This is a genomic window from Streptomyces sp. LBL (assembly GCF_029893585.1).
Taxonomy (GTDB): domain Bacteria; phylum Actinomycetota; class Actinomycetes; order Streptomycetales; family Streptomycetaceae; genus Streptomyces.
The window spans coordinates 59,711-77,735 of sequence record NZ_JARXYX010000033.1; the positions used below are offsets into that span (position 1 = coordinate 59,711).

At 70.4% G+C, this 18,025-nt stretch carries 18 protein-coding genes and 2 pseudogenes; 12 read left to right on the forward strand and 8 right to left on the reverse strand.

Going from position 1 to position 18,025, the window contains the following annotated elements:
* Window positions 1-25 precede the first annotated feature (25 nt).
* From M2271_RS32965 to M2271_RS32975, 3 genes are read left to right on the forward strand one after another with little or no spacing between them, the layout of a single operon-like run.
* Window positions 26-622 (forward strand): DUF5998 family protein, encoded by a 597-nt coding sequence (locus M2271_RS32965; protein ID WP_280891069.1) that lies wholly within the window; start codon window positions 26-28, stop codon window positions 620-622.
* Window positions 622-1,824, forward strand: coding sequence for an alkaline phosphatase family protein (locus tag M2271_RS32970; RefSeq protein WP_280891070.1), 1,203 nt, complete (start codon window positions 622-624; stop codon window positions 1,822-1,824). Before M2271_RS32965 ends, M2271_RS32970 begins: the two co-directional genes overlap by 1 nt.
* A gap of 49 nt (window positions 1,825-1,873) precedes the next feature.
* On the forward strand, window positions 1,874-2,524 hold the full coding sequence (locus M2271_RS32975) for a thymidine kinase (RefSeq protein ID WP_280891071.1): 651 nt from the start codon (window positions 1,874-1,876) through the stop codon (window positions 2,522-2,524).
* 257 nt (window positions 2,525-2,781) lie between these two features.
* Here M2271_RS32975 and M2271_RS32980 read toward each other — a convergent pair whose 3' ends face one another.
* The 3 genes from M2271_RS32980 to M2271_RS32990 form a co-directional block, all read right to left on the reverse strand.
* The gene (locus M2271_RS32980; RefSeq protein ID WP_280891072.1) at window positions 2,782-3,021 is read right to left on the reverse strand and encodes a DUF5302 domain-containing protein; all 240 of its coding nucleotides are present in this window, start codon (window positions 3,019-3,021) and stop codon (window positions 2,782-2,784) included.
* Window positions 3,022-3,262: 241 nt separating this feature from the next.
* Complete coding sequence (locus tag M2271_RS32985; RefSeq protein WP_280891073.1) at window positions 3,263-4,627, reverse strand: DEAD/DEAH box helicase; 1,365 nt, start codon at window positions 4,625-4,627, stop codon at window positions 3,263-3,265.
* 311 nt (window positions 4,628-4,938) lie between these two features.
* Window positions 4,939-5,730 carry a VOC family protein gene (locus M2271_RS32990; protein WP_280891074.1) on the reverse strand — a complete coding sequence of 264 codons (792 nt, stop codon included), beginning with the start codon at window positions 5,728-5,730 and terminating at the stop codon, window positions 4,939-4,941.
* Between the two features lie 364 nt (window positions 5,731-6,094).
* Between M2271_RS32990 and M2271_RS32995 the strand changes: the two genes are divergently transcribed.
* Entirely contained in the window at window positions 6,095-6,946 is an 852-nt protein-coding gene (locus M2271_RS32995) for a sulfurtransferase (protein ID WP_280891075.1), read from the forward strand.
* 75 nt (window positions 6,947-7,021) lie between these two features.
* On the opposite strand, the gene sepH is transcribed toward M2271_RS32995, so the two are convergent.
* From sepH to M2271_RS33010, 3 genes and pseudogenes are all read right to left on the reverse strand, one after another.
* Window positions 7,022-8,074: a septation protein SepH gene (sepH, locus tag M2271_RS33000; RefSeq protein ID WP_280891076.1), complete on the reverse strand. Its 1,053-nt coding sequence runs from the start codon at window positions 8,072-8,074 to the stop codon at window positions 7,022-7,024.
* 462 nt (window positions 8,075-8,536) lie between these two features.
* Window positions 8,537-9,856: a D-arabinono-1,4-lactone oxidase gene (locus M2271_RS33005; protein ID WP_280891077.1), complete on the reverse strand. Its 1,320-nt coding sequence runs from the start codon at window positions 9,854-9,856 to the stop codon at window positions 8,537-8,539.
* Window positions 9,816-10,383: pseudogene (locus M2271_RS33010) on the reverse strand (MFS transporter); the annotation flags it as partial. The pseudogene M2271_RS33010 and the gene M2271_RS33005, both read right to left, overlap by 41 nt.
* Window positions 10,384-10,461: 78 nt before the next feature.
* Here M2271_RS33010 and M2271_RS33015 point away from each other — a divergent pair.
* Both M2271_RS33015 and M2271_RS33020 read left to right on the forward strand, forming a co-directional pair.
* On the forward strand, window positions 10,462-11,589 hold the full coding sequence (locus M2271_RS33015) for a ferrochelatase (protein WP_280891078.1): 1,128 nt from the start codon (window positions 10,462-10,464) through the stop codon (window positions 11,587-11,589).
* An 8-nt stretch (window positions 11,590-11,597) separates the two neighbouring features.
* Window positions 11,598-12,428 carry an inositol monophosphatase family protein gene (locus tag M2271_RS33020; protein WP_280891079.1) on the forward strand — a complete coding sequence of 277 codons (831 nt, stop codon included), beginning with the start codon at window positions 11,598-11,600 and terminating at the stop codon, window positions 12,426-12,428.
* A gap of 78 nt (window positions 12,429-12,506) precedes the next feature.
* Here the strand turns inward: M2271_RS33020 and M2271_RS33025 are convergent, their stop codons facing one another.
* Entirely contained in the window at window positions 12,507-12,680 is a 174-nt protein-coding gene (locus tag M2271_RS33025) for a hypothetical protein (protein ID WP_280891080.1), read from the reverse strand.
* A gap of 427 nt (window positions 12,681-13,107) precedes the next feature.
* Between M2271_RS33025 and M2271_RS33030 the strand changes: the two genes are divergently transcribed.
* From M2271_RS33030 to M2271_RS33045, 4 genes are all read left to right on the forward strand, one after another.
* Window positions 13,108-13,761, forward strand: a complete 654-nt coding sequence (locus M2271_RS33030) for a response regulator transcription factor (protein WP_007385219.1) — start codon at window positions 13,108-13,110, stop codon at window positions 13,759-13,761.
* A 6-nt stretch (window positions 13,762-13,767) separates the two neighbouring features.
* Window positions 13,768-15,021, forward strand: a complete 1,254-nt coding sequence (locus M2271_RS33035; RefSeq protein WP_280891081.1) for a HAMP domain-containing sensor histidine kinase — start codon at window positions 13,768-13,770, stop codon at window positions 15,019-15,021.
* Window positions 15,022-15,426: 405 nt separating this feature from the next.
* Entirely contained in the window at window positions 15,427-15,723 is a 297-nt protein-coding gene (locus M2271_RS33040) for a DUF4193 domain-containing protein (RefSeq protein WP_005481602.1), read from the forward strand.
* A 13-nt stretch (window positions 15,724-15,736) separates the two neighbouring features.
* Window positions 15,737-16,645, forward strand: coding sequence for a hypothetical protein (locus tag M2271_RS33045; RefSeq protein ID WP_280891082.1), 909 nt, complete (start codon window positions 15,737-15,739; stop codon window positions 16,643-16,645).
* Window positions 16,646-16,662: 17 nt separating this feature from the next.
* Here M2271_RS33045 and M2271_RS33050 read toward each other — a convergent pair whose 3' ends face one another.
* Entirely contained in the window at window positions 16,663-17,124 is a 462-nt protein-coding gene (locus tag M2271_RS33050; RefSeq protein ID WP_280891083.1) for a DUF3093 domain-containing protein, read from the reverse strand.
* 166 nt (window positions 17,125-17,290) lie between these two features.
* Between M2271_RS33050 and M2271_RS33055 the strand changes: the two are divergent.
* A pseudogene (locus M2271_RS33055) lies at window positions 17,291-17,467 on the forward strand (PaaI family thioesterase); the annotation flags it as partial.
* Window positions 17,464-18,024, forward strand: coding sequence for a dUTP diphosphatase (dut, locus tag M2271_RS33060; protein ID WP_280891084.1), 561 nt, complete (start codon window positions 17,464-17,466; stop codon window positions 18,022-18,024). The pseudogene M2271_RS33055 and the gene dut, both read left to right, overlap by 4 nt.
* Window position 18,025: the final 1 nt, after the last annotated feature.

The window sequence follows — 18,025 nt, forward strand, 5'->3', positions numbered from 1 at the left end:
CGCGCAGTCAGTGGGCCACCGTAGAATGGACGTCATGGCCAAGACCAGTACGACGACCCAGGGGCTGCGAACGGCGATCGAGCGCAGCGGCTACTACCCGGCCCTCGTGGCCGAGGCAGTGGAGTCCGCCGTGGGCGGCGAGCCCGTCCAGTCGTACCTGGTCCACCAGGAGACGACGTTCGACCAGAACGAGGTGCGGCGGCATGTGACCGTGCTCGTCCTCACCGGCAACCGCTTCATCGTCAGCCACACCGACGAGCAGGCCGAGGACACCACCTCCCCGACGCCGTACGCCACCACCTCCACCGAGTCCGTGAAGATCGGCCGGATCTCCTCGGTCGTGGTCAGCCGGGTGGTCGCCAACCCGGAGCAGTACCAGCCGGGCACCCTGCCCCGCGAGGTCGTGCTGACCATCGGCTGGGGCGCCGTGTCCCGGATCGATCTGGAGCCCGCCGCCTGCGGCGACCCCAACTGCGAGGCCGACCACGGCTACACCGGCAGCTCGACGGCGGACGACCTCAGCCTTCGGGTGAGCGAGGCCGGGGACGGCCCGGAGACGGTGCGCCAGGCGCTCGTCTTCGCGCAGGCCATCTCCGAGGCGACCGCGGACGCCACCCACTGATGGCGCAGCCCGCCTCCGCCTGGGACCACCATCCGGAACCGCTCGCCCTCGACTCCGCACCCGTCCCCGCGTACGGCTCCGGATCCCTCGCCGACCTGCTGCCCACCCTGGCCGCCGGCCTGGCCGTGCCCGGGACGGTCGCGACCCTCCCCGAGCTGCCCCCCGCCGACCGGAACTGCGTGTTCCTGATCGACGGGCTCGGCTGGGAGCAGCTCAAGGCGCACCCGCACGAGGCGCCGTTCATGACCTCGCTCCTCGGCAGCTCGCGCGGCGGCACCGGACGGCCGCTGACCACCGGCTTCCCGGCGACCACCGCCACCTCGCTTGCCTCCGTCGGCACCGGGCTGCCGCCGGGTGCCCACGGCCTGCCCGGCTACACCGTGCGCAATCCGGCCACCGGCGAGCTGATGAACCAGCTGCGCTGGCAGCCGTGGACGTCGCCGGCGGCCTGGCAGCCGTACCCCACCCTCTTCCAACGCGCCGAACAGGCGGGTGTGCACGCCGCCCAGGTCTCGTCCCCCACCTTCCAGAACACCCCGCTGACCAAGGTCGCGCTCAGCGGAGGAATGTTCCACGGGCGGCAGATCGGCGAGGAGCGCATGGACGTCGCGGCCGAGCAACTGGCCGCCGCCGATCGCTCCTTGATCTATACCTACTACGCCGAGGTCGACGGCGCCGGCCACCGCTTCGGCATCGACTCCGACACCTGGCGCGGCCGCCTGATGTACGTCGACCGGCTGGTCCAGCGGCTGGCCGAGCAACTCCCCCCGCGCAGCGCGCTCTACGTCACCGCCGACCACGGCATGATCGACGTGCCGTTCGACGAGCAGCACCGCATCGACTTCGACGAGGACTGGGAGCTGCGCGCCGGGGTCGCCCTGCTGGGCGGCGAGGGCCGCGCCCGCCATGTCTACGCGGTCCCGGGCGCCGAGAACGACGTCCTGACCTGCTGGCGCGAGGTCCTCGGCGAGCAGTTCTGGGTGGCCTCGCGGGACGAGGCGATCGCGGCGGGCTGGTTCGGGCCGCCCGAGCAGGTCGAGGGACGGGTGTACGGCCGGATCGGCGACGTGGTCGCCGCCGCGTGCGACGACGTCGTCATCATCGCCTCGGAGCGGGAACCCAAGGAGTCGGCGATGGTCGGCAACCACGGTTCGATGACCCCCGCCGAACAGTTGGTCCCGCTGCTCGAAGTACGCTCCTGACGCCTCCGGGCCCATCTCCGTCCGCAAACCGAAAGGTGCTCGACTCGCCATGCCCGAGCTGGTGTTCTTCTCCGGAACGATGGACTGCGGGAAGTCCACACTTGCTCTCCAGCGAATCTACAATCGGTCGGCAAGGGGTCTACAGGGCGTGATCTTCACGCGCGATGACCGGGCGGGGGAGGGGAAACTGTCTTCGCGGCTCGGTCTGGTGACAGATGCTGTCGAGGCGGCGCCGGAGATGGATCTGTACGCCTATGTCGTGGGTCGGATGTCGCAGGGCGACAAGGTCGACTATCTGATTGTGGATGAGGCGCAGTTCCTGGCGTCGGAGCAGGTCGATCAGCTGGCGCGGGTCGTGGACGACCTGGACCTCGATGTCTTCGCCTTCGGTATCACGACCGACTTTCGGACCAGGCTCTTCCCGGGCTCGCAGCGGCTGATCGAGCTGGCGGACCGGGTGGAGACCCTTCAGGTGGAGGCGATGTGCTGGTGCGGGGCGCGTGCCACGCACAACGCCCGCACGGTGGGCGGCGAGATGGTGGTGGAAGGTGAGCAGGTCGTCGTCGGTGATGTGAACGGCCCTGCCGCGGAGGTCGGCTACGAGGTGTTGTGTCGACGTCATCACCGCCGCCGCATGACGAGCGCCGCCGCGCATGCCGGCGCGCTCTCGCCGGACGTTCTGCCGTTTGCCCCCGCTTGAGCCTCGAACCTGCCTGCCGCGCCGTTGACGGCGGCCACGGCGACGACACGGGTTGACACAAGACCAAGTCCACGGCGGCGACGACACCGACCCGCGCCGACCGCAGCTGAGCCCGTCTCCACAGGCGGAGACCGTCGGCTACGACCTCACCGGCAACCGGCACGCGGGTATGCGCACCTCCCGACCCGCGACACAGGGTGCGAGTCCGTGGCGCCCAGGGCGTGTCGCGGGGCGGCCAGATCGCGGAACGGATGGACTCAGCCGCCGCTCTTGCGCCGGAACGACCGCCGGCTCGCAGCCGGGCCATGCGCCCCACGGACCTTCGACGCATCGACGTTCGCGGCAAGGTCAGCGGCGTCCGCCTGCGCACCGCGCTTGCGCGCCAGGGCCTCCCGGAACTTGCGTTTCAGGTCGTCGCCGTCGCTGTCGGGCACCGGAGCGGACGTCTCGGGGCCGGTCGGCTCCGAACCTTCTTCGGATGCAGATTCTGCGGTCATGGCGACCTCCTGGGTTCGGGCAGTGGGAAGCACAGCTTGTCATGCCGGACGCAGTGCGGGGCGCAGGCGACATCATCCTGGCTCCGGCTTCGGCGGGTATCGCCTCGCGGCCGGGCACACCACGAGGTCGTTCATCTCGTAGGTGTACGCATAGGTGTACGCACAGGAGGGTTTCGGGCCGGGCTGGAGGTTCCCCATTCTGCCCGTGGTCGGACGTATTCGATCATCAGGGCAGCAGCTCTCAGCCGCCGCGACGTACCTGGGCCGCCTTGCGGGCCTCGGCGAGCTTGCGGGCCTCACCGGCCTTTCGGGACTTGCCTCCGGCGCCGCGGGAGGCGTCCTTGCTGGTGCCCAGGCCGCGGAAGGGAGCGTTGGTGTTCTTGGGCCGGGGTGCGGCGGGCCCGCCGTCGAGCGGGATGCCGGAGGGGGCCTTGGCCCCGGTGATCCGGCTCAGTGCCGCCTCGCCCGAGCGCACCTCGGTGACGATCGGCTCGATGCCGGCGGCGGCCATCAGTCGGCTCATCTCGCGGCGCCGGCCCGCCGACACCAACGTGACGACGCTGCCGGACTCACCGGCCCGGGCGGTACGGCCCGCGCGGTGCACATAGTCCTTGGGGTCGGTGGGCGGGTCGACGTTGACCACGAGATCGAGGTCGTCGACGTGCAGGCCACGGGCCGCGACATTGGTCGCCACCAGGACGCTGATCTGGCCGTTCTTGAACTGCGCCAGGGTCCGTGTGCGCTGCGGTTGGGACTTGCCGCTGTGCAGGGCCGCGGCGTGCACTCCGCTGGCCCGCAGATGCCGGGTGAGCTGGTCGACCGCGTGCTTGGTGTCCAGGAACAGCAGTACGCGGCCGTCGCGGGCGGCGATCTCCGTGGTGACGGCGTACTGGTCGTGGCTGTGGACGACCAGGACATGGTGGTCCATCGTCGTGACCGCGCCCGCGGACGGGTCGACCGAGTGGACGACGGGGGCGTGGAGGTAGCGGCGGACCAGCTGGTCGACGTCGCGGTCCAGGGTCGCCGAGAACAGCATCCGCTGACCGTCGGGGTGCACCTGGTCGAGCACCTCGGTCACCTGCGGCAGGAAGCCCATGTCGCACATCTGGTCGGCCTCGTCGAGGACGGTGATCGCTACCCGTCCCAGGCGGCAGGCCCTGCGCTCGATGAGGTCGTGCAGACGGCCGGGGGTGGCGACGACCACCTCGGCTCCCTCACGCAGCGCAGCGGCCTGTCGGCCGATCGACATGCCGCCGACGACCGTGGCCATCCGCAGCCGCAGTGCCTCTGCGTACGGCGCAAGCGCCTCGGTGACCTGTTGGGCCAGCTCTCGGGTGGGCACCAGGACCAGAGCGAGAGGCTGCTTCGGTTCCGCGCGCCGCCCGGCCGTCCGTGCGAGCAGCGGCAGGCCGAACGCGAGCGTCTTGCCCGATCCGGTGCGCCCGCGCCCCAGGACATCGCGTCCCGCGAGGGCGTTGGGCAGCGTGGCTGCTTGGATGGGGAAGGGCTCGCGCACACCGAGTTCGCTGAGCGTTCGCAGCACCTCGGCCGGCAGTTCCAGGCTGGCGAAGGAAGCGACCAGAGGCACCGTTGGGGAAGTGGCCATGAGCGGGGCGATATCGCCGTGCGAGGTGCCGGGGCGGTCAGGGTGATTCATGAAGAGCCTTCCGCATGCGAACGTACCGAGGAAGGCCCGGTAGGAATGAGCAGCCGACGAACAGGAGGAACCAGACAGGCTGGATCGCCAACCGTCACGAGCACGCAAAAGGATGAGGCTAACACAAAGTGACAGCCCCACGCCCCGGGACGGTCCTTCACGGAAGCGCGGTCACACCCGATTGCGGGACGTTCCACAAGCGCACGTCCTGCCGGTGTCGACGGCCTGAGGAACGGCCCGTCCGCCCTTGTCCACCCGTCTCAGCGTGGGCTGTGGATGAGGGAGAACCGAGCCCCCTCGGGATCTGCCACCGTGGCCACCCGACCGTGCTCGGAGTCGTGCGGAGGTGTGAGGACGTGACCGCCGAGGCCGACGAGGAGGGCGGTCGCCTCGTCGGTGTCGGACACTTCGAAGTACGTCATCCAGTGCGGGCCCAGGTCGTGGGGCAGGGCGTGGCCGACGCCGTGGATGCCGGCGACGGGGCGGTCGCCGAGGCGCAGGGTCACGTAGTCGAAGTCGGCGGAGACCACCGGCTCCTCCTCGTAGCCGAACAACGTTTCGTAGAACTTGGCGACGCTCGCGGTCTCGAAGGTCAGCAGCTCGTGCCAGGCCGGTGTGCCGGGCGCCCCGGTGAGAGACGTTCCGAGGTGCGCGGCCGCCTGCCAGACGCCGAAGACCGCGCCGGACGGGTCGGAGCCGATCACCAGTCGCCCGGCTTCCTCGGCGTCCAGCGGTCCCACCCCGACCGTGCCGCCGCACAGCCGTACGGTCTCGGCCGTCAGGTCCACGTCGTCCGAGGCGAGGTAGGGCGTCCAGGCGATGGGGAGATCGCGGTCGGCCGGCAGCTGGCCGATGCCGGCCACCGTGTGCCCGTCGAGCAGGGCCCGGACGGAGGGACCGAGCTGCTGCGGGCCCGGCCGGAACTCCCAGCCGAACAGTGAACCGTAGAACTCCTGGGTCGTGGCCACCTCGTGCACCATCAGGCTCACCCAGCAGGGCGTGCCCGGTACCTGCCGGGCGGGCGGGCCGGCCGGCCCCCTTGCCTCGGTCATCGTCACTCTCTTCTCGGCCTCTCACGGCGGCCGTGTCGTTCGCTTCCGCTCGGACGGACCCGTGCGTACGGCCCCATGCTCACGGACCCGTGCATAAGGCCCCATGCCCATGGCCCTGTGCCGATGCTCGCAGCACTCGTGGCGCCGCACGCTTCGGGCACGCCGTCGCTCGGCGGCTCCCCTGTCCGTGTCCGGAGAATGCCCGTCGTGCGCCTTCCCGGCCATGGCCATGCGATGACCGACGGGTGTCGATCGGTTGTACAGCATGTGCCTGATCCCGTACGCCTCGTGATCGGGCCTGCCCGGCGGAGCAGAGTAGCCGGACCTGGACGCTGCGGCCACCCCGTGCGCGAGGATGGTGGCCATGAACGCCATCATTTCCGCATCAGAACTCGCCGGCGACTTGGCGGGACAGAACCCGCCCGTCCTGCTCGATGTCCGTTGGCAACTGAGCGTGGCCAAGGCGACCGGGGAGCCGCCGTTCGACGGCCGGGCCGAGTACGCGGCCGGACACCTCCCCGGCGCGGTCTTCGTCGACCTGGACAGGGAACTCGCCGCCCCGGCGTGCCTCGGCGGCCGGCACCCGCTGCCCGACCTCGCGGAGTTCGGCGCCGCCATGCGCCGCGCGGGTGTCTCGGCCGGGACGCCGGTGGTCGTGTACGACGGCGGACAGGGCTGGGCGGCGGCCCGAGCCTGGTGGATGCTGCGCTGGACAGGTCACCCGGACGTGCGAGTCCTCGACGGCGGGTTGCCGTCCTGGCAGGGCGAACTGTCGACCGGCCTTCCCGAACCGGCCGAGGGCGACTTCCAGCCCGCGCCGACCGCGGCAGGGCTCATCGACGCGGACGGCGCGGCGGCGCTGGCCCGCTCCGGAGTGCTGCTGGACGCCCGGGCAGGGGAGCGCTACCGGGGTGAGGTGGAGCCCATCGACCGGGTCGGCGGACACATTCCCGGCGCGCTGTCGGCGCCCACCACCGACAACGTGGGGGCCGACGGCCGCTTCCGCCCCGCCGAGGAACTGGCCGCCCGCTTCAAGGCATTGGGCGTCCTGGACGACTCGACGGTCGGTGTCTACTGCGGCTCCGGCGTCTCCGGCGCCCATGAGGTGCTGGCCCTGGCGGTCGCGGGCATTCCGGCCGCGCTGTACGTCGGTTCCTGGTCGGAGTGGTCGTCGGACCCGTCGCGACCGGTCGCCGTGGGACCGGATCCCCAGTAGGCCCAGGACCCGGCACAGAACGGAAGGGTCCCCGGCGCGCGAACGCCGGGGACCCTCCGGATGTCGTACGACCGGCTACTCCTGCTTCTTCCGCCGCGTCCCGAACACGATCTCGTCCCAGCTCGGGACCGCCGCCCGACGGCCCGGGCGGACGCCGTCCGCCTCGGCCTGCCGGTCGGTGGAGCCGATGAGCCGGTCACGATGGCTGCCGACGGAACGGGGCATCAGGATGTCCGCGTAGGCGGAACCGGCCGAGGCCGCGGGCGCCGGGGGCTCCTCCTCCTCGGGCTCCGGGGCGGGGTCCTCCGTGTCGGGCTCCGCCGGGCGCTCCGGGACCACCAGGTCGCCCCGGAAGCTCGGCACCGCCTCCAGGAGGCTGGTCAGCGAGTCCCGCTCGTCGGCACTCTCCTCCGCGGACTCGTCGAACGACGGCCCGGGCAGGCTCGGCCGTTCCCGGTCGAGAGCCCGGTCAAGGGCGCGGTCCAGCGGACGGTCGCGTGGCAGCCGTGCGATGCGCGGTACGAAGGGAAAGCTGGGCTCCGGGGCGGCGGCGAGGTCGTCGGATTCGCCGATCAGCGAGCGCGCCTCCTCGTCGACGGCCTGGACGAGCCGCCGGGGCGGGTCGTACGTCCAGCTCGCCGAATGAGGTTCGCCCGCGACCCGGTAGACCAGCAGGACCTCCCAGGTGCCGTCGTCGCGGCGCCAGGAGTCCCACTGCACGGACTCCTTCTCGGCGCCGCGCACCAGCAGCCGCTCCTGGACCGTCTCACCGAGCTGGGGGCCGGCGTTCTCGCCGGGGCGGCGGACCGGGGTCTTGCGGGCCCGCTCGGCCATGAAGGCGCGCTCGGCGAGCACGGGACCCTCGAAGCGCCGCACGCGATCCACAGGGATGCCGGCCATCTGCGCGACCTCTTCCGCGGTCGCACCGGCGCGTATACGCGCCTGGATGTCGCGGGGGCGGAGATGGCTTTCGACTTCGATCTCGATCTGGCCGAGACGGGGACGATCGCCGCGCACGGCGGCGCGCAGGCGTTCGTCGATCGGGAGCGTGTACTCCGTTGCGTCGGCAGCCTTCAGCACCAGTCGTGTGCCGTCATTGGAGACGGCCACGACACGCAGTTCGGGCATGGGGACCTCCCGGGTGGTGCCTGCCGACGTCACGTGCGTCGCTGCTTCCGCTAGTCGAGTGTGGCCTGCCCGGGTGCAGCCTGCCACAACCTTGCCGAGTTGCCCGGCGTGTCGGGCACGGGCCCTGGATCGCCGTTATGGCACGGTTACCTATTCGCAACGCTAAGTGACCAACTCCGTCACCCTGTGCAACTAGCCCCCTCCTGGCGGTCCTTGAAGGCCACGGACGCCCTGGCGGGAGACCTGACCCAGGGCTCGCAACAGTACTCCATTTGGGCCACGTGCGTGGATTGGCGCGCCACCCAACTTCTTCCAATGGAGGGGACTTGGCCGTCCTGGAGCAGTTTTCGGGATCTTGAACGTGACGTACTTCACGCAATCACCGAAAACGGAACTATGGGATTCGTTCATGCGTGCCCCGTACGGCCTTTCGCTCCCGGGGAGTTCGCCGGAACCCGTCCGCTATGCGCCCAACACCCGCCGCAGATAGTCGTTCTGGAATCGCCGGTCCGGATCGAGCCGGTCCCGCAGCGCGGTGAACTCGCCGAAGCGCGGATAGACGCCGGCGAAGTACTCGGCGTCGCGCGTGTGCACCTTGCCCCAGTGTGGCCGCCCCTCGTACGCGGTGAAGATGCGCTCGGCGGCGCTGAAGTACGCCTGGTAGGGCGTCCCCTTGAGCAGGTGGACGGCGATGTACGCGCTGTCCCGGCCCGAGGCGGTGGACAGGGTGATGTCGTCGGCCGGGGCCGTGCGCACCTCCACCGGGAAGCTGATCCGCAGGCCGGAGCGGTCGACCGTCTTCTTCAGCTCGCGCAGCGCCTCGCCCACCGCCGCGCGCGGGACGGCGTACTCCATCTCCACGAAGCGCACCCGGCGCGGCGAGGTGAAGACCTTGTACGGGATGTCGGTGTAGGTCCGCGAGGACAGCGCCCGGCTGGAGATCCGCGCGATGGCCGGGATGGTGGCCGGCGCCGCGCGGCCGACCCACTGGGCCACCTGGAAGACGCCGTTGGAGAGGAACTCGTCCTCGAACCAGCCCGCCAGCTGCCCCACCGGCTGCTCCGGGCCCGTGCTGCGGTTGTTGCGCTTGGTGTTGGTGCTGTCGGTGTGCGGGAACCAGTAGAACTCGAAGTGCTCGTTCTCGGCCCACAGTTGGTCGAACTCGGCGACGACCCGGTCGAAGGGCATCGACTCCTCGCGGGCGGTGAGCAGGAAGATCGGCTCCACGGCGAAGGTGATCGCGGTGACGATACCGAGCGCGCCCAGGCCGATCCGGGCGGCGGCGAAGACCTCCGGATTCTCCTTCTCCGAGCAGGCCAGGATTGTGCCGTCTGCGGTCACCAGCTCCAGGCCCCTGATCTGGGCGGCGATCGAACCCGACTCGCGACCTGTGCCGTGCGTGCCCGTACTGGTGGCCCCGGAGACGGTCTGCTCCATGATGTCGCCCATGTTGGTCAGCGACAGACCTTCCCGGGCCAGGGCCATGTTGAGCCTCTTGAGCGGAGTCCCGGACCCGACCGTGACCGTCATGGCGTCCCGGTCGATGTTGCGGATGCCGGTCAACAGTTGAGGGCGGATCAACACGCCGTCGGTGGCGGCGATGGACGTGAAGGAGTGCCCGGTACCGACGGCCTTCACCTTCAGCCCGTCCTCGGCAGCCATCCGGAGGGCATCGGCCAGCTCGTCGACCGAGGCGGGAGTGACCTCCCGCGCGGGCCGGGCGGCGACGTTGCCGCCCCAGTTACGCCACGTGCCGATCTTTCCGCTCGCTGTGCTGCTCAACGACGCCTCCCCGACGCGGAGCCGGCCTGCTGAGCCGGCGGTACCCCAGGAAACCGACCGCGACCGCGACGGCTCCGGACACCGCCGGAACCCCGTACCCGGCCTGCGCACCCGCGGCGTCGATCACCCAGCCGGACACGGAGGAGCCGAGCGCGACCCCGACGGCCGGCCCGGTACTCACCCAGGTCATGCCCTCGGTCGGTTGCGCGCGAGGTACGTGCTGCTCGATGAGGGACATCGTCGTGATCACCGTGGGAGCGATGGACAAGCCCGCAACGAACAGCGCCACGGCCGGAAACGGCAAGCTCCCGACCAGTAGGAGGGGGATCATACTCACGGCCATCGCACAAACGCCCAGCAGCAGGCGATGTTCGGGTGCCCCTTTGACGTGCGGCAGCCCAGGAAGCAGGCGGCCAGCAGCGAGCCGACCTCTGATCGGCTCGGTAGCGCGTGAGTACGGCGGCCCGGTAAGGCGCCAGTACCGCTGACACCACTGATACCGCTTACGAGTCAGGTGACCCTGATGCACCTCGTCGGAGCACCGGGAACCCGGGTGGTCACCCCGCCGTTTCCCGGCTGTCAGTACCTGATGACAGGATCGATCCATGCCAGACGCGCTCGAAGCCACCCCCTACGACGCCCTGCTCCTGCTCTCCTTCGGCGGTCCGGAGGGGCCGGACGACGTCGTCCCGTTCCTGGAGAACGTGACGCGCGGGCGCGGAATCCCCAAGGAACGCCTGAAGGAAGTCGGCCAGCACTACTTCCTGTTCGGCGGGGTCAGCCCCATCAACGACCAGAACCGCGCCCTGCTGGACGCCCTGCGCAAGGACTTCGCGGAGCACGGCGTGGATCTGCCGGTCTACTGGGGCAACCGCAACTGGGCGCCGTACCTGACGGACACCCTGCGCGAGATGGTCGCCGACGGCCGCCGCCGCGTCCTGGTCCTCGCCACCAGTGCCTACGCCTCGTACTCGGGCTGCCGCCAGTACCGCGAGAACCTCGCCGACGCGCTGGCCGCCCTTCAGGCCGAGGGCCTTCAGCCGCCCGCGGTCGACAAGCTGCGGCACTACTTCAACCACCCGGGCTTCCTGGAGCCGATGATCGACGGGGTGGTCGCGGCCCTCGCCGACCTCCCCGAGGACGTCCGGGACGGTGCGCACATCGCCTTCACCACCCACTCGATCCCGACCGCCTCCGCGGACACCTCCGGCCCGGTCGAGGAGCACGGCGACGGTGGCGCGTACGTGAGGCAGCACCTGGACGTGGCGCGACTGGTCGCCGACGCCGTCCGTGAGCGCACCGGCGTCGACCACCCCTGGCAGCTCGTCTACCAGTCCCGCTCCGGTGCCCCGCACATCCCGTGGCTGGAGCCCGACATCTGCGACCACCTGGAGGAGCGGCACGCGGCCGGGGCCCCGGCCCTCGTCATGGCGCCCATCGGTTTCGTCTCCGACCACATGGAGGTCATGTACGACCTCGACACGGAGGCCAGGGCGAAGGCCGAGGAGTTGGGTCTGCCGGTGCGCCGTTCGGCCACCGTCGGCGCCGACCCGCGGTTCGCCGCCGCGATCCGCGACCTCGTCCTGGAGCGTGCCGCCGTCGAGCGCGCGGGGCAGGTCACGCCCTGCGCCCTGGGCGCGCTCGGCGCGAGCCACCACCTCTGCCCGGCGGGCTGCTGCCCCGCCCGCGCCCCGCACCCCGCCGCCGCGGGCGCCGACAGCCCCTACGCGTGAGGAGCGCCGTGACCTACCCCCTGCACTCGGACCCCCTGCACTCGGACCTGCTCGCCCTCGCCAAGGAGGCCGCCGGTCGCGCCGGCGCGCTGCTGCGGGACGGCCGTCCGGCCGATCTCGCGGTCGCCAGGACCAAGTCGAGCCCGATCGACGTGGTCACCGAGATGGACATCGCGGCGGAGAAGCTGATCACCGACCTGATCTCCGAGCACCGCCCGGACGACGGCTTTCTCGGCGAGGAGGGCGCCGCCACCGAGGGCACCAGCGGCGTCCGCTGGGTGATCGACCCGCTCGACGGCACGGTCAACTATCTGTACGGTCTGCCCACTTGGGCCGTCTCCATCGCGGCCGAACTGGACGGCGAGACCGTCGTCGGGGTCGTCGCGGCCCCGATGCGCGGCGAGACGTACCACGCGGTCCGGGGCGAGGGCGCCCGCGCCACCGGGGCCTGGGACGGCGAGCGGGAGCTGGTCTGCCGCCCCGCACCGCCCCTGGAGCAGGCCCTGGTCTCGACCGGCTTCAACTACGTCACCGAGGTCCGCGTCCACCAGGCCGAGGTGGTCCGCAAGCTGATCCCGCTGCTGCGAGACATCCGGCGCAGCGGCTCGGCCGCGGTCGACCTGTGCGACGTCGCCGCGGGCCGGCTCGACGGCTACTACGAACGCGGTCTTCACCCCTGGGACCTCGCGGCGGGCGACCTCATCGCCCGCGAGGCGGGCGCCGTGACCGGTGGACGCCCCGGAGAGCGCCCCGCGCACGCTTTGACGGTCGCAGGCACTCCGGGGGTCTTCGAGCCTCTCCAGCGCCTTCTGGAGGACTTCGGCGCCTGGCACGACTGACCCGGCCGTGACGTCACGCAGCGGGACCCCCGGCGCTGGATTCGCCGGGGGTCCCGTTGTGCCGCGTGACGATCCTGGTCAGACGCTCGTCACACCGACCTCCACACCGTGCTCGGCGGCGAGGCGGCGCAGGTCGTCGAGCTCGGCCTGCTCGACCTCGACGAGGAAGTCGTCGCCCTCGTCGCGAGCCCGTGTCAGGTCGGACTCGGTCGCCTCTATACGCTGCAGAAGTCCTGCGGTGAATGCGTCCATGCTGCGCCCCCTCGTCCTGGGTCGTGGGTCGGTGGCACGGGGGTGTGCCGTTCGGAAGGGGCGATCACGTCTCCAACAGATGCCCAGCGCGCTGCCCTGCTGGGCGGCGACGGTGCCGGACACCCACGCCCACTCTGCGGAAGGGGACGCGCAGTGCCGCATGGTGGTACGGCACATGCAGAGCGTGATCGCGGGGTGTAAATCCGTCCTCCCCCCGCTCCCTTCCAGGGAAACCTCAACCCGGCGAGAAAATCTCCCCTCCCCGGACCTCACACCTGTCCTTCAGGTCGCGCTCACCCGTCTTACAGCCGACTTATGGCCGAAAAGGGCAGGATGGGGAGTACACACACTCACCCGAACCCCCTGCTCGCGTGGCCTGGATCAGCTATGAAGCGCTACGCGGGTGGACACAGGAAGGACAAGCGACGTGCGCGTACTCGTCGTCGAGGACGAGCAGCTGCTCGCCGATGCGGTGGCCACCGGACTGCGCCGGGAGGCCATGGCCGTCGACGTCGTGTACGACGGTGCGGCCGCTCTGGAGCGCATCGGCGTCAACGACTACGACGTGGTCGTCCTCGACCGTGACCTCCCGCTCGTGCACGGCGACGACGTCTGCCGCAAGATCGTCGAACTCGGCATGCCCACGCGCGTGCTGATGCTCACGGCGTCCGGCGACGTCAGTGACCGCGTGGAGGGTCTGGAGATCGGCGCCGACGACTATCTCCCCAAGCCCTTCGCGTTCAGTGAGCTGACGGCACGCGTGCGGGCCCTGGGCCGGCGCACCAGCGTGCCGTTGCCGCCGGTCCTGGAGCGCGCCGGGATCAAGCTCGATCCGAACCGCCGTGAGGTCTTCCGCGACGGCAAGGAGGTCCAGCTGGCGCCGAAGGAGTTCGCCGTCCTGGAGGTGCTGATGCGCAGCGAGGGTGCCGTCGTCTCCGCGGAGCAGCTCCTGGAGAAGGCCTGGGACGAGAACACCGACCCGTTCACCAACGTCGTGCGCGTCACTGTCATGACCCTGCGTCGCAAGCTCGGCGAGCCGCCCGTCATCGTGACCGTCCCCGGCTCCGGCTACCGGATCTGATCGGCCGTGGCCGCGACCCCGGCGCCCCCTCAGGCGCCCCCGAAGCCCACCTGGGACCCCCGCAGGCCGGAGCCGCCCTTCCCGTGGCTGCGCCCGACCATCCGCATAAGGCTCACGCTGCTGTACGGCGGGATGTTCCTGATCGCCGGCATCCTGCTGCTGTCGATCATCTACCTGCTGGCCGCGCAGGCCTTGAACACCGGCAACGAACCACTGTTCAAGATCGTGGGCAGCTCTTCCAACATCAGTGTCACCAGCGACAACTGCCCGGCGGTCAACGGCGCGGACAACATCCGGCTGGAGGAGTTCAACCAGCTGATCAGCGCCTGCATCGACCACCAGCGCCAGGTCGCGCTGGACAACCTGCTCAGCCGTTCGCTGCTGGCTCTGCTGGGTCTCGCGATCATCGCCTTCGCCTTCGGCTACGCCATGGCCGGCCGGGTCCTGTCGCCGCTGGGCCGGATTCTGCGCACGGCACGCGCAGTGGCGGGCTCGGACCTGTCCCGCCGTATCGAACTGGACGGCCCGGACGACGAGATCAAGGAGCTTGCCGACACCTTCGACGACATGCTGGAGCGGCTCCAGCGGGCCTTCACGGCGCAGCAGCGCTTCGTCGGCAACGCCTCGCACGAGCTGAGAACCCCGCTCGCGATCAATCGCACGCTCCTTGAGGTGCACCTGTCGGACCCGAAAGCACCGGTGGAGCTCCAGCAGCTCGGCAAGACGCTGCTGGCCACCAACGAGCGCAGTGAGCAGCTCGTCGAGGGACTGCTGCTGCTGGCCCGCAGCGACAACCAGATCGTGGAGCGCAAGCCGGTCGACCTCGCGGAGGTGGCCGAGCAGGCCGTCGACCAGGTGCACGGCGAGGCTGTGGCCAAGGGTGTGCTGATCCGGGGCGAGCAGAAGCCCACGGTGGTCCAGGGCAACGGCGTGCTGCTGGAGCGGATCGCCCTGAACCTGGTGCAGAACGCCGTGCGCTACAACGTGCCCGAGGGCGGCTGGGTCGAGGTGACCACGGAGACCCAGCACGGCCAGGCGGTGCTCGTGGTGTCCAACACGGGCCCGGTGGTGCCGGCGTACGAGATCGACAATCTTTTCGAGCCGTTCAGACGCTTGCGTACGGAGCGCACGGGCAGCGACAAGGGGGTGGGCCTCGGTCTGTCCATCGTGCGGTCCGTGACGCGGGCGCACGGCGGCCATATCTCGGCGCAGCCGCGCGAAGGGGGTGGGCTCGTGATGCGGGTGACCCTGCCTGTCTGAGAGCATGACCCCCGCACACGGATCGAGACACAGGGATGTTCGCTTTGCGCAGAATTTTCAAGGTCCCGACCGGGCGACTTCGTGTGTGATCGATCACAGTGGCGATGTCCCAGCCATCCACTCTTCGTGATCGCGAATATGGCCGAAAAGCCGGGAAAATCCGGGTTTTCCAGGGTCGTGATCACGGGAAGTACACGGTGAGACGCCTTTGAAGTGCGGGATTCGGACCGTGTACGGTCCCGATCGCCATCCAACCCGATCACTCAAGAGGGGTCCGGTTGGGTGTCGATTGAGTAACAGACCTTGATGTGAGGCAAAATCTCCGCCTCAGGTCGGGCACAAGTCCGGCCTCTCACGCGTTACGTGCGCTGAGACACCTGTAGACACCCAGAGGGGGAGAGCGACATGGCAACCGACTACGACACCCCACGCAAGACCGACGACGACGTCGACTCGGACAGCCTTGAAGAACTGAAGGCTCGTAGGAACGACAAGTCGACGTCCGCAGTGGACGTCGACGAGTTCGAGGCCGCAGAGGGCCTCGAACTGCCCGGTGCGGACCTCTCGAACGAGGAACTGGCCGTCCGGGTGCTGCCGAAGCAGCAGGACGAGTTCACCTGCATGAGCTGCTTCCTGGTCCACCACCGCAGCCAGCTGGCCCGAGAGAAGAACGGTCAGCCGATCTGCCGCGACTGCGACTGAGGGCGGGTCGGCCGTGACTGGCTCGACCCCTCCCCGGAAGCGCCGCTTCCTGAAAGGGGAAGCGGACTCGGTGCCGTCCCAAGGGCGGTACGGCGCGCGTGACGACGAGCGGGGCTCATCCGACACGGGGTCGGCCTCGCTCGAACCCACGGCCGGCCGGGCTCTTCACCCGGTGTGGGCCGAGACCCCCGCGCCCGTCGCGCGGCGGCGGGCCGCGGCGATCCGGGACAGGACCCGGGAAGGCCTCCGCAAGGGCGGCAGCCGCGCCCGGGCGGCCCTGGGGCACCTCGCCGAACGCATCATCGACATCGCCCCGCGGATCCCCGTACGCGACCTCGCCACCCTCCGCAGACAGTTCCCCGACCTCGGGCCCGAGGAACTCGCGGACAAGCTCGTGGCGGGCGCCTCGAGCGCGACCGCCACGGTCGGCGCGGGAATCGGCGCCGCGGCGATGATGCCCGTACCGCCCGCGATGCCCACGGAGCTGGCGGCCGAGATCACCGGCGTGGCGGCGATCGAACTGAAGCTGATCGCGGAGCTCCACGAGGTCTACGGCGTACGACCGCCGGGCAACCTCAAGCAGCGCTCCACCGCGTACCTCAACTCCTGGTCGGGGGAGCGTGGGATCGACGTGAGCAAGCCGTCGACGGTGAGCGGCGCGCTGAACACCCGCATGAAGCAGCAGTTGCGGCAGCAGATCATGAAGCGTGTGGTGCGCGACCTGCCGAACCTGATGCCGTTCATGGTGGGCGCGGCTGTCGGAGCGGTCATGAACCGCCGGGACACCAGACGCCTCGCCGAGCGGATCCGGGTCGACCTGCGGGGGACCCAGGTGTCGTGGGAAGCGCTGCCCGCACTGCCGCCGCTGGAGGAACCGGCGGATCCGCTGATCATGGGAGGCGGCCGGAAAGAGTTCGGGTGACGCCGCGCCCGGGTGTGCTAGGCGGCCGTCCGCGCGGTCTTCAGCGCCTCCGCCAGCCGCTCCGGCTCACGGGTCGACAGGTACAGGTACGGCGTGGGGTCCTCGGGGTCCGTGACCTGTACGCGCAGCGCGGTGGGGATGTAGGAACGCAGCAGCAGGAAGGCGCGGGTGTCGGCCTTGTACGTGCGCCAGGCGCGCGCCTCCTCCGCGTCCAGCACCTCCGCCTCACCCAGCGCCGACAGCGGGATCTTCGCCTCGCCCGCGACCAGGAAGCCGCCCTGGACCCGGATGCGCATCGAGCCGTACGCGCTGGCCGCGACCGCCGCCACAGCGGTGCCGCCGACCAGGCCGCCGAGCATCGGCAGGGTACCGAAGGGCAGCAGGATCAAGGCCATCGAGACCCCGACCAGGAAGGAAATCAGCCACCAGGAGCGGGGGGCTGTGAGGCGTTCTTCGTACGGGGTGGCGGAGAGCTGCATGGATCCAAGCTTGGCATGGTGTCGGGATCGGACCGACGCGCGGGTAAGGTCTGCGCCTGTGAGTCGTACTTCCGCTCCCGAGGTGACGGCCGTGGCCGGGCGGAAGATCCGCGCCACAGCCACAGCCACAGCCACAGCCACAGCCACAGCCACAGCCACCGCCACAGCTACCGCCACCGGCCGGATCGACGTCCCTGACGGGCCCGTCGCCGTCCGTGCCGCCGCGTTCTTCGTCGAGGTGAAGGTCGACCACATCGACAACGGCGGCCCGGAGGGGATCCGGGCCGCCATGAACGACCCGGACCAGGTCCGGCGTGCCCGTGCCTTCGAGGTGAACCCGTGAGCCGTGAGCCCCGTCAAGAACTCGCCGTGCTGATCCGGCGCGTCGACCCCGACGTACCGCTTCCGTCGTACGCACATCCCGGTGACGCGGGAGCCGATCTGCGCACCACCGAGGGCTGTGAACTGAAGCCGGGCGAGCGGGCCGTGTTGCCCACGGGGGTGTCTGTGGCGCTCCCGGAGGGGTACGCGGCCTTCGTGCACCCACGATCCGGTCTCGCCGCCCGCTGCGGTGTCGCTCTCGTGAATGCCCCGGGGACGGTTGATGCCGGGTACCGTGGGGAGATCAAGGTGATCGTGGTGAATCTCGACCCGCGCGAGTCCGTGCGGTTCGAGCGCTTCGACCGGATTGCCCAACTGGTCGTCCAGCAGGTCGAGAGGGTCCGCTTCCAGGAGGTGGCGGAGCTTCCCGGCTCGGCACGGGCCGAGGGGGGCTTCGGGTCCACCGGCGGCAGTGCCGCGGTGGGCGACGGGGGCGGCACAAACGGTCATGCCGCCGTGGGCGGCGCGACGGGTGGGAATCGATACGCTTCGGTCGTATCCGACCGGGAAGGACAGTGAC